At 41.3% G+C, this 11,558-nt stretch carries 9 protein-coding genes; 5 read left to right on the top strand and 4 right to left on the bottom strand.

Annotation, left to right across the window (positions count from 1 at the left end; translation table 11 throughout):
* Positions 1-45: 45 nt before the first annotated feature.
* The 5 genes from HWQ37_RS16500 to HWQ37_RS16520 all read left to right on the top strand — a co-directional run bounded on the left by HWQ37_RS16500 (position 46) and on the right by HWQ37_RS16520 (position 4,838).
* Positions 46-504, top strand: coding sequence for a DUF2141 domain-containing protein (locus HWQ37_RS16500; RefSeq protein ID WP_292748733.1), 459 nt, complete (start codon positions 46-48; stop codon positions 502-504).
* Between the two features lie 220 nt (positions 505-724).
* Positions 725-1,984 (top strand): glycosyltransferase family 2 protein, encoded by a 1,260-nt coding sequence (locus tag HWQ37_RS16505; RefSeq protein ID WP_292748722.1) that lies wholly within the window; start codon positions 725-727, stop codon positions 1,982-1,984.
* 410 nt (positions 1,985-2,394) lie between these two features.
* Positions 2,395-3,672, top strand: a complete 1,278-nt coding sequence (locus HWQ37_RS16510) for a glycosyltransferase (RefSeq protein WP_292748723.1) — start codon at positions 2,395-2,397, stop codon at positions 3,670-3,672.
* A gap of 80 nt (positions 3,673-3,752) precedes the next feature.
* The gene (locus HWQ37_RS16515) at positions 3,753-3,977 is read left to right on the top strand and encodes a hypothetical protein (RefSeq protein WP_292748724.1); all 225 of its coding nucleotides are present in this window, start codon (positions 3,753-3,755) and stop codon (positions 3,975-3,977) included.
* A 192-nt stretch (positions 3,978-4,169) separates the two neighbouring features.
* The gene (locus tag HWQ37_RS16520) at positions 4,170-4,838 is read left to right on the top strand and encodes a hypothetical protein (RefSeq protein WP_292748725.1); all 669 of its coding nucleotides are present in this window, start codon (positions 4,170-4,172) and stop codon (positions 4,836-4,838) included.
* Positions 4,839-4,908: 70 nt separating this feature from the next.
* Here HWQ37_RS16520 and HWQ37_RS16525 read toward each other — a convergent pair whose 3' ends face one another.
* The 4 genes from HWQ37_RS16525 to HWQ37_RS16540 form a co-directional block, all read right to left on the bottom strand.
* Positions 4,909-5,433: a DUF2085 domain-containing protein gene (locus tag HWQ37_RS16525; protein ID WP_292748727.1), complete on the bottom strand. Its 525-nt coding sequence runs from the start codon at positions 5,431-5,433 to the stop codon at positions 4,909-4,911.
* Positions 5,434-5,501: 68 nt separating this feature from the next.
* Entirely contained in the window at positions 5,502-7,613 is a 2,112-nt protein-coding gene (gene argZ / locus HWQ37_RS16530) for a bifunctional arginine dihydrolase/ornithine cyclodeaminase (protein WP_292748728.1), read from the bottom strand.
* Positions 7,614-8,157: 544 nt separating this feature from the next.
* Positions 8,158-9,747, bottom strand: coding sequence for a DUF1565 domain-containing protein (locus HWQ37_RS16535; protein WP_292748729.1), 1,590 nt, complete (start codon positions 9,745-9,747; stop codon positions 8,158-8,160).
* Between the two features lie 145 nt (positions 9,748-9,892).
* Positions 9,893-11,152 carry a hypothetical protein gene (locus HWQ37_RS16540; protein ID WP_292748731.1) on the bottom strand — a complete coding sequence of 420 codons (1,260 nt, stop codon included), beginning with the start codon at positions 11,150-11,152 and terminating at the stop codon, positions 9,893-9,895.
* Positions 11,153-11,558 lie beyond the last annotated feature (406 nt).

The raw sequence follows: 11,558 nt of genomic DNA on the forward strand, positions 1-11,558 counted from the left end.
CAGCTTTCTATCAACCCCAAAATCACTTATTTTGACTACAAAATTATGCTGAAACTATCTCGTGTTTTGCTTGCCACTTTAGTGAGCATCAGCTTTGCGAAAACAGTGAATGCAGAGCCTACCGAAACCCTTAGTGTTGTAGTAAATGGAATACATCACAAAAAAGGTGAGATTTGCTTCCGAGTGTATGCAAATGAAAAAGGATTTCCGATGAGTAGTACTAGTGAAGCTCAAAGTGGCTGCGCTAAGATTACTGGCACTTCTGTAAAAAAAGAATTCTCCGGTTTGAAACCTGGAACTTATGCTGTCGCTGTGGTTGACGATCAAAATGGCGATCGCAAACTCAATAAAGACTTTTTCGGTATTCCCAAAGAAGGTTTTGGGATTTCCAAAAATCCAACTGTGTCCATACAAACAGGTACACCAAAGTTTCGTGATGCCAGTTTTGTTGTAAACAAAAATACAACAGTTACCATCATTATGAAATATTCGCTTGATTCGTAAAGGAGTGGGGAGTGGGGATGAGCGGGATGAGGGAGACAAGGGAGACAAGGTAGACAAAGGGACAAACAAAACTCCTAACTCCTAACTCTTGTACAGACGCGATTAATCGCGTCTCTACTCCTAACTCCTAACTCCTAACTCAGCACGGGCTAAACGCCCCGCTACCGCTAACAGCACTCCTAAAGCCCAATCCCTCATTCTGTCGGAGACTAAAAATTTAATGGAAGATTTGGCAATATTTCTGTCTAAGTCTTTGATGGGTTGGCTGGTTATTCAGGTGTGTTTTACGCTTGTCTTTATATGGTATCTGCGCTCATCTAAAAAGAACTTATTACCAGACGATCAGTTACCCAAAACAGCAGTAATTCTTTGCTTACGCGGAGCCGATCCGTTTTTGCCTAGATGTTTGCGATCGCTCTTAAATCAAAACTATCCACATTATGATTTAAAATTAATTGTTGATAGTCATGAAGATCCCGCCTGGAAAATTGCTAGTGAAACGATCACGGAGCAAGAAGCAACTAATGTTCAAATCAGCCCTTTGAGAATAGTACGCAACAATTGCAGTCTCAAATGCAGTTCTTTAGTCCAAGCTATCCGTGAGTTGGATGATTCTTATAAGGTGGTTGCTTTAGTAGATGCTGATACTATAGTCCATCTGAATTGGCTGCGAGAATTAGTCAGTCCTTTAGCTGATGCGAAAATCGGCGCAACAACTGGTAATCGTTGGTACGTACCGACAGGTAGGTATTGGGGTTCTTTAGTGCGATACGTCGGCAATGTTTCCACAGTAGTGCAAATGTTTATCTTCCAGATTCCTTGGGGTGGAACTTTGGCTGTGAAAACTGAAGTGCTTCGCCAAACAGAACTCCTAGATAAGTGGGGACAAGCTTTAGGCGAAGATTTTATGATGCATGACATCCTGAAAAAACACGGTTTTCAGGTAAAGTTTGTGCCTTCACTGCTGATAGTTAATCGTGAAGAGACTGATTTATTCAACTTAGTAGACTATCTCAAGCGGCTTATCCTTTTTTCTCGACTGTATCATCCCCGTTGGTTGGCTCTTGTTAGTGAAGCTGTTTCTAGCATTTTGTTTCCAACTCTACTAATTATTTTAGTTCTAGAGTCGTTGTTAGAGGCAAAATGGGAAGCTGCGGCTTTGTTGTTAGTCTGCTATGGAGTTTACACTGTCGGATTACTTTTGATAATGCTGGTGTTGGAATTAGAGATACAGCGAGTGGTTCGCTCTAATGACCAAGCGATCGCTAAATTATCAGCTGCTACAATCATTAAAATGTTGATTGGGATTCCGTTGACACAGTGGGTTTATGGGTTAGCGATGCTATCATCCCTGTGGACATCAACAGTTACCTGGCGCGGTGTCAGCTATCGAGTTCAAGGGCCTTGGAATATCCGCTTAGTGGAATATCGCCCTTATCAATGGTTGGATCAGCCTATTAATAGTAAGGTTTCTCTTTGAATTAAATCGCTAGATATCAACTAGGGCATGAAAGTTATTACACTAAACATTCCCTAGTCTTCAAATTATATTATCTTATATTTAGTAGAACTATATTAGCTATAACCTTTGGAAAAATATACGTTTTGACTTATTGATTAGCAGAACGTATTTATATTTTAGACAAGGGTTTAGACAAATATATTAAGGGGAACTTTGACTTAGTATTTTGGATGTTTGGATAGTTTTAAGCCAGGTTTATAAACATCCACTTCAAAATCGACAATTTCGGCTATTTGACAATGCGTAAATCCTTAGTCTAACTGTATTAGTGGGAATTTCTGAGCTAAATAATCAGGATGTTCATAAAACATAAGCTGCGTAAATCCTAAGTTAAAAACCAGCAATTTTGTGAAATATTCCCCTTTATTATGACTAAGCAAAAACTTCGCATTGCACTGTTTACAGGGTTGTATGCTCCTTTCTTAACTGGTGTTTCTGTTGCAGTTCACCAACGAGTCCGTTGGTTGCTAGAGCAGGGACATGAGGTTTTTTTAATCCATCCGCAAATCAACGATCGCTACCCCAAAAATGTTGGCGATCGCCCCATGCCGGGTTTAGAAGAAATTCAATCTTTCCCCAATTTCTCTGCTTACGCATTCCCCACAGAACCACTGGTATTCTACAAGTCACTTCCTCAACCATTGAGCTATCGACATTGGAGCGATACCAAGTTGTTGGAGAAATTCAAACCCGATATTATCGTGGTTGAAGAAGCAGCGCAAATGAGAGGTTTATACTCATTTTTCTTACAAGGTTATGGTCGCCCAATCGGTACTGAATACGCAAAACGAACAGGCACGCCAATAATATCACTCTTCCATACAGATATTGTTGCCTATATCAAATATTACTTTGGAGATCGCTTCTTCAATTTGGTTCGTCCCATCGTTCCCGTTTTAGTCAAGCAGTTTAGTGAGTCTTATGACTTCAATTACTTCTCTTCTAAAGAACAACTGACTAAATACGAAGAACTGAAATGCCAACGCGCTGAATACGTCGCTTATCAAGGTATCGATTGTGAAAAATTTCATCCGCGAAACATTTGTTACGACCCAATTCCTAACGATAATCGACCAACTCTTTTGTTTGTTGGACGCATTACACCCGAAAAGAATGTCAATCAATTGCTTGATATATTTCCAATCATAGCTGCCAAAATTCCTGATGTTCATCTAGTGATTGTTGGTAGTGGTCCCCTAGACGAAGAAATCCGTGAGCGTGCTAAAAAGTTTGGATCGGGTATTACTGTATGGGGCGAGTCTCATGGTACAGAACTTTTAGGTTGGTTTGCCAGAGCGGATGTTTTTGTTAACCCTTCCGTTACCGAGAACTTCTGCACGACAAATAACGAAGCATTAGCCTCTGGAACGCCTCTGGTTGCCGTTGTTGCACCGTCAACCTCAGAACAGGTATTTCCTGGGCGTAACGGCTTCCTTGCCCAACCTAACAATCCTACAGATTTCGCCCAAAAGGTAATTGCGATTCTAGAAAATTCCGATTTGAAAGCAGATATGACTAGACACGCTCGCCCCTCTATCCTCGAATTTGATTGGTCGGCATGTATGCAGAAATTTGAACACAAACTTTACCAAATCATTGAAGGAGCGCAGAAGGTGGAAGTAGGTACAACTAGTATCAGATCGTAACAATCATAAACAGATCGCTAGTATTTACAGTGCTAGCGATCGCCTTAAAATGAAACCAGAGTTCAATAGCTGGTATAACAATGGAAGTTTTTCAACTGACGACAACTGTTGATGCGTCGGGACATTTGCATCTTGATATCCCAACACAGCTAGCGCCTGGACAGGTAAATATTGTGGTTGTTCTGAATCCGGTTGGATCAGACAGAACACAGAAATCTGATTATGATTTTTCCGATCTTGCAGGGAAATTGCTCTGGGATGGAGATGCATTAGCGATGCAAAAGGTACTGCGGGATGAATGGTAGTCGCTACTTGTTGGATACAAATGCGATGTCTACGACGGGCTATGCCTACGCATATCCTGAGTAGTACAATATTTGTTAAAAATTCTGTAAAATAATCATAAATTTCCAGTGAAATTACTGTGATAACTTTTAATTAATATGTTATGTGCTGTATTATCTTGATGTCATACTACGGTTAAGAAAGTAATTTTTATGACATATATACAAAAGTTACCAGTGTCTATCCTTGGAGCAGCTTTAATTGCCTTGGGCACAGGGCAAATAGCGCAAGCGGTACTATTAGTTGAATCAGAGTCAGCCGTGGTAAATCTTGATGCTAAAGAAGTGTTATTTACTATAGATTTTAATCGAGCGCCGGACTTTTTAACAGTTGATGAATTTGGTAGACAAGCCGACTCTTTTCAATACTTTATTGATCCGAGTGGGGAATTACCTATTTTTAGACCACCCTCTGCCTATAGTCACCTTTCCTCAATTATTCGCGGAGAAGAAATTCACGTTGCAGGTGACGTTCGGATACGTGATGTCTTCTCAGTTGGCGTATCGGAACCAAATTCAGGAGGTTGGGGCAAGATTCGGGGTTCAGTACCATACAGCCTTGATGGTACTGTGCTGAAATTTTCAGCACCTCTGCAACTTATTGGTGATTCAGACGGTTTGTTTAGCTACCAATTGCTTTTAACTGAGTTTGGCGGATCTTCCGATAGTGTAGAGAATAAGTCTACTATTGCCAGTGTTCCCGAACCTAATTTTGCATTAGGTGAATTAACTTTTGGAGCCTTAAGTGTAGGTTTATGGCGGAAACGTAAACATAAATCAGCTTTCAGTCCTGTAAATCAATACGCTTCAGTTAAGGCTTAATCTCCCAACCCATTAAAAAAGGGGTAACTATACCAATACTGTTCAGTAGAGATGTTGCATTGCAATGTCTCTAAAATTCGTGCAACCTATTTTTAGCACCATGCCACCCATGCAAGATTGGCATAGTAAACAATCCCCACGCCAAACCCGTAATTAACCCAAAAGGCGTAACCACATAATTATTAAAACTCCACAAACCGAAAACCTCTGCTGCCAATTCCAAAGGATAAGCCATCATCAACACGCTAGCTAAAGCCACACCACTCCAGCCATACTGACTTAACCAGTAAAATCCTTTACCACCAGTTACCCCATACAGCAGACGAGTAATCAGTAAACCCGTGACAGTGCCATAGCAGCGCATACACACAGCCATAATAAACGGTGGTGCTAAATCTAACCCCATATCTGGTTGCGGACAAACATGATTACCCATGAAATAAATTATGTCCGCAATTCCAGGAAGCAAAGACACTCCAGACGCAGCCAAAAAGGGAGCGATAGGCGGGCCAAAAACCATCCCTACCAACAAGAAATCAGCAATCAAACTAACCCAATTAACCTGCAACTCATCACTAAAAGCTACTCTTGTCATCTCCCCTTCTCTGCGCCCTCTGCGCCTCTGCGTTACCCTACGGGAAGCCGTTTTACGTCTACGTTCTCTTAACCTACCTTATTCACATAAGGACTAGTCAACTTATCCAACTGCTGAATCAACAGACTAAGGAACAAACCCACATCCGTCACCACACCCACTGATTCTACAGAACCGCGATCGCTTAACTTAGTCACCACAGCTGGATTAATATCGACACATACCATTTTCACCCCTGCCGGAGTCATATTACCCACCCCAATCGAGTGCAGCATCGATGACAGCATCAAAATCATCTCTGCACCTTCTAGGTGTTTGGCATATTCTTCCTGTGCTTGAATCAAATCCATTTGGGTATCAGGTAAAGGCCCGTCATCCCGAATCGAACCCGCAAGCACAAAAGGTATATTATTGTGGACACATTCATACATCACACCACTTTTAATTGCTCCCGCCTCCACAGCTTTGGGAATGCTGCCATAACGACGGATACTATTAATTACCTTCAGGTGATGGCGGTGTCCACCCCGGACGGCGACACCCCGCTTCATGTCCACACCCAAGGAAGTACCCATGATATTTTGCTCGATGTCGTGAACTGCGATCGCATTTCCACCTAGCAATGCCTGTACATATCCTTCCCGAACTAGTTGCGCCAAGTGTTCGCCGCCACCAGTGTGAATCACCACCGGGCCAGCCGTGACAACTACTTTACCACCAGCATCGCGGATTTTACGCAATTCCCAAGCCACTTGTTCAACGACCAATTCCACACGCCGCTCGCTGGAAACTCCCGCCGACATAAAGCTGAATTCTTGGGTGCTGCGGACTTCCCGTGATTCAGTTTTGCGGATGGTGCGGATACCTAAAACGTCAACAATTACCTCTTCGCCAACCTTTAAATCGCGTAGTATTTTACACCGAGCTACGAAGCCATTGGCAGTTTGAGTAATTGCGATCGCGCCATCCATTCGCTGATTTTCCACCTTCACCCACTGACCATTAATTCGGACTTCGGTGGGATAAATTGTACTGACGTAGAAATCATCAGGCGCTACACCATCTTGAATTACCGGCTCCAGTTTGGCATCTCGCTCATCATGGGGTAAGTCTACTGCACCCAAATCAATCAACATTGAGATGATTTCTTCCATCACCTCATGAGATGGTGCTGATACCTTCACCTCTGCGGCTGAGGTACTTTGGCGCTGTTCTCCCAAGTTGAAATTCAGGACTTGGAAGCTTCCCCCAGCATCTATAATCAAATCCAAAGCGCGGTTAATTAAGCCAGCATCTAGCAAATGTCCTTCCATGCGAATAATCCGGCTTTCGACCGAGACATTGGCATGAATTTCATCTCTAACTGGTTCTGTCACTCGCAGAGTTAAGCATTTAGCCGCCCCACCAGCTTTGAGAAATTCCGTCAAAGGTGTTTCCAGCACTTGGAAACCGATATCTACAAGGCGGGTTTTCAAAGCGTCACTCGCCTTGTTCATGATCACAATGCTATCTACATTCACCGTATTACAAGCGAAGTTCAGTGCATCAGCTTCTTCAATTGCGATTCGCTTTTCTGGCGCAACTCGCATTTCAATTAAGCGGTTGGAGTAAGAATCAAAAGCACCAGGATAGTACAGCAAATAGCCATTTGCTAGGGGACAAAAGCAAGTATCCAGGTGATAGAAACGCTCGTCTATGAGTCGCAGAGAAAGCACCTCAATATCCAGCCATTTAGCCAGATAAGGGTGAGAATCTAATTCCGAGCGGAAACCGTATCCCGCCCATAACCAGCGTCCTTCCCGATCTAGTAGTGCGTCACCTGCTCCCTCAAAGGGCAAATCTTTGGGAAGTTCATTGACTGTATAACCATTTGCCTCAAACCATTGCTTGAAGAAAGGTTCCTCGCCCTGACGTTCTTTGTGCAGAAAGCGGCTGAGGACGACATTATCGCCCAGAACTAAGCCAGCGTTGGCGGTAAAAACCAAATCAGGCCAGCCTTTTTCCGGTGGTACTAAATCTACAATGGCGTGTTGTTTAAGGATTTGGTGTAGTCCCTGCCACTGTTCCACGGCGCGATCGCGCGATGACTTGTGAATATTCCCTTCCATCCAAGGATTAATCACATAGTCCACGTCGTAGTGGTCAGGAGGACACATTAAAAAGCGAATCCGGGAAGTCATAAAAATCTTACAAGCGTTTTATATGCTACAAGCTTACTTTGAATAGAGATTTTTGTTTTCTATAGGTAAAATCTGCTACTAAAGTTCTATCTTTTGACAGTTGAAGACTGACAAAGGCTTCGTTATTAATTCTATTACTCGAAGCTGGCAATAATACCAATTCCAAATTCAAAATTAAAAAAGCCTCATTTAATCTAGGTTTTCAGGAAAGTAGAGCAGGTAAAAACACCATTAAAAGCAGTAAATATTAGTGGCGATCGCTCTCTTCCTTATCTTTTATAGGACAAAAGGTGGGTAAGACAAGTTTTCCCCTTGTCCTAATGGCACTAAGAAAATCCCAAAAGCCTGTCTAGCCTCGTTCCCAGCCTCCAGGCTGGGAATGTATTCCGAGAGGCTCCGCCTCTGGTCAAGAAAGAGGAGGCGGAGCCTCCCAGAATGGGTTCCCAGCCTCCAGGCTGGGAACCAGTCAGGGCAAGGGCTGTATCTTAACTTAGTGCCATTCCCCCTTGTCCCCTTCAATTCTTCCCAATGCCCAATGCCCAGTTCAAGCAGTAACTATATAAGACGAATTGATCGCTGCTACACGACCGGCATCTACCAAAGCTTGATAAACTATCGCCGCTACCTCAGCGCGTGTAGCATCGCGGGTAGGATTGAGTTGTTTCAGGTTTGGGTAATTGACGATAATTTCCTTGTCTATAGCTTTTACTACCTCATCCTTGGCATATTCAGGAATCTTGGCTTGGTCATCGAAAACTTTGATGGTTGCCGTATTATCACTAGATAACCCCAATCCATTCACCAGCGAGACAATCACTTGCACACGCTGAATATTTTTGTTGGGACTAAAGGTATTGTCAGGAAAACCAGAGAGAAATGAACCTTGATATGCTTGTTCAATTACCTTGGATGCCCAGAAGTCTGCTGGTACATCTTTGAATTTGATCGCTGCACGGCTTGGGGGTGGATTAAAAGCTTTTACCAGTAATGCCGCGTATTGTGCGCGTGTCATCGTCGCGTCAGGTTTAAATGTGCGATCGGGAAAACCATTAACTATCCCCAATTTGACTAATTCTCGAATAAATCCACCTGCCCAATGATTCGCAATATCGGTTAATTCGACAGTTGGCGTTGGGGTTGGAGTTGGTGTTGGAGTTGGAGTTGGAGTTGGCGTTGGCGTTGGAGTTGGCGTTGGAGTTGGCGTTGGAGTTGGCGTTGGCGTTGGCGTTGGAGTTGGCGTTGGAGTTGGAGTTGGTGTTGGAACCGAACTATCTGCAAACTCTACATTTCCAGCAACTTTAGACGCATCTATTTTATTTCCTAGAGAAATCAGCTTATTAGAACTGACATTTTGCAAATCAAATTTACCGTTATTGCGTAGAGTATTGCCCCCTGGATTATTGGTACTGCCGATATCCGGTAGAGCAGTTCCAATCACTGTGATACCATCATCGGTGTTATTTTCACTGACATTATTACGTAATATGGGACGGGCGCTACCAGAGATGACAATGCCAGAACGGTTTTCATAAATTCTGTTATCTTTAAGAATCGGTGATGCAGTATCACTAATGGCAATGCCAAAACCTGTTTTAAAGTAAGTATTATTTTCAATTTGACCTTTAGAATTTTTAGCGATCGCAATTCCATTAGCTGCATTCTCACTGAACACATTACCGAGAATCACTGGATTAGCATCACCTGTAGCAAATACTCCCTCCCGCTTATTATGAATGAAGGTGCTATTAGCAACAGTAGGGGCAGTTGATTCAATCCAGACACCACTACCACGGCTAGCCAAATTTGTTACAGTCACTCCCCTCAGTTCTGCTTTATCTAACAGCACAAAAGTGACATTCTGACCAGCAAAAGTACGGCTTAGATAATTACCACTTCCTTCAATCAAAATGCGATCGCCTTTATTGGCTTCATTACCCACCACTGTTACACCAGATGGAATCGTTAATGGAAATACTTCACCGCTAGCAGCATTGTAATTACCATCTGCCAGTTGAATCTTGGTATCAACAGTAGCTACCTTGAGGGCTTGCGTAATAGTTTTGAAGGGCGCTTGTTGAGTACCTGGGTTGGTATTGCTGCCTGATACTGGATTTACGTAAAAAGTTTGAGCCATATTTATACTTTGATAAAATACATAGCTATCCTAGCGCTAACCATGAATTTAAGTAGCCTTTGATGCATTAAGTAACTTTAAGTACTTCTCTGTGCAAAGTTCAAAAATTATGCAAACTTGTCTAAAATTACTTACGAAATTTTGGTTAACCAACCAATATTTGCCATCTCTGACGAACTGCTAAAACTAATTTGTACATAATATTACACAACCAATTAGGTAAAGAAGCTAAAAATAAATAGACTAAACCAGAGAAAACTACCCAATTGAAAAACTCGTCTATAATCAAACCTAAATTAAAGGTTAAATAATAATTGATGATGCGAGCCAAAATTAAATACCAGAAAGATAGGATTATTGTTGGCAAAGTGAATGATGCAGCTAAAAAATAACGGCTGTTTTTCTGTTTTATCCATGTCACAATCTGGGGAATTGTAAAGATCAGAAACATGAGTCTATAATCCCAGTTATGACCAAACAAAAAAGTACCTATATAAATACCAGCCCCTACTCTAAAAGCATCTATATATTTATTTTTTTCTATTTCGTTCTCATCCTCATCATGAACAGGATTTTTGAATACTAGTAATATAGCTATCACTAATATTGACAATAATAAAAAATACGAAAATATAGGCAGTGCAATTTTTAATAATGGTAGATAACTTGAGTTCTTAAAATAATTCTTTGAAGCTAATATAAAAACATCATATCCATAGGAAAAGTCAGTGCCTTTAGGAGTAACACGAATCATTTGTTTTACATCTGAGAATGTAAAAACTAGATAACTTAAAAAGCTTATACAAGTAATGCTTAAAAGAATCCAAAATTGCGATATTTTTTCTTTTAAGATTAAACCAATCCCGAAAATTGGAAACAGCTTGAGAAAACCAGCAAATACAATCAAACATAATGCAGCTATTATTGAAACATATCCTACTCTTATAGCAGTTGCGAGTATAAAGAATAAGAATAAGTCAGGTGTACCTCTTTCTACACCCAGCATTATGGCTGGTGAAATAAAGGCACATGAAAGTACACAAGCCGTCAGTTTATCAAGCTTTTTAATAAAAATAAACGGACTCAAAAAAAATGAACTTATAAAAATTGTTGCTAGAAGATTAGTATGGCTCTGATTCAATCTAAAATAAAAAAGAACATTCCATAATCTTGAGAGATTCATCGGACGATGCCAAGGATCTCGTACATTATTAAATAAAGGATCGTATCCCAAAGCACTTGCCTCAGAACCACTTGTAATTGCACGAGTATCAGCAAAGGTTGGCATCATCACAGGAATATGCCACAATTTCCAAACGGTTGTATATCCAAAAAAGGTACATATTAGGTAACTCACTAGGAATACAGACAGAAAGACGATAAATAGTAAAGTCTTACCTTTCATGACTTGAATTTTTTTATAACTTACTTGTATTTTTTACCTTATACCAATTCAAAAAATGTTTACGGCAGATAAACCACTCGCACTGACGCGCACCCTATCTTTACATCGGCTACAATATATACAGAATGAGCGAATTTCCAGCAAAGAAAACGTACACAACGAATAATAAGCATTGCAACTCTAGGCATTTGCACAGTATATGGGTCTGCTGGTACGTTAATTATACAAGTACCTTCACATGGCTGGGGGTAAGCGACAGCGCGGATGGGGTGTTAGGGAGTTTTGCAAGAGGTTTATTGTTCTTTACCCATACCCAATGCCCTACGTAATTCGTAATTCGTAATTACCATTACGTAAGGGTTTTAGACATTTAAAACGGGTTGCTTATTTCCGCCGTGCTGTACTA

It is taken from the genome of Nostoc sp. NMS4, assembly GCF_017115095.1.
GTDB lineage: Bacteria > Cyanobacteriota > Cyanobacteriia > Cyanobacteriales > Nostocaceae > Nostoc.

What these genes read in the sequence shown, in the direction of transcription:
- HWQ37_RS16500 (WP_292748733.1), top strand. Translation starts at nt 46, where the DNA reads ATGCTGAAACTATCTCGTGTTTTGCTTGCCACTTTAGTGAGCATCAGC.
- HWQ37_RS16505 (WP_292748722.1), top strand. Translation starts at nt 725, where the DNA reads ATGGAAGATTTGGCAATATTTCTGTCTAAGTCTTTGATGGGTTGGCTG.
- HWQ37_RS16510 (WP_292748723.1), top strand. Translation starts at nt 2,395, where the DNA reads ATGACTAAGCAAAAACTTCGCATTGCACTGTTTACAGGGTTGTATGCT.
- HWQ37_RS16515 (WP_292748724.1), top strand. Translation starts at nt 3,753, where the DNA reads ATGGAAGTTTTTCAACTGACGACAACTGTTGATGCGTCGGGACATTTG.
- HWQ37_RS16520 (WP_292748725.1), top strand. Translation starts at nt 4,170, where the DNA reads ATGACATATATACAAAAGTTACCAGTGTCTATCCTTGGAGCAGCTTTA.
- HWQ37_RS16525 (WP_292748727.1), bottom strand. Translation starts at nt 5,433, where the DNA reads ATGACAAGAGTAGCTTTTAGTGATGAGTTGCAGGTTAATTGGGTTAGT.
- argZ (WP_292748728.1), bottom strand. Translation starts at nt 7,613, where the DNA reads ATGACTTCCCGGATTCGCTTTTTAATGTGTCCTCCTGACCACTACGAC.
- HWQ37_RS16535 (WP_292748729.1), bottom strand. Translation starts at nt 9,747, where the DNA reads ATGGCTCAAACTTTTTACGTAAATCCAGTATCAGGCAGCAATACCAAC.
- HWQ37_RS16540 (WP_292748731.1), bottom strand. Translation starts at nt 11,152, where the DNA reads ATGAAAGGTAAGACTTTACTATTTATCGTCTTTCTGTCTGTATTCCTA.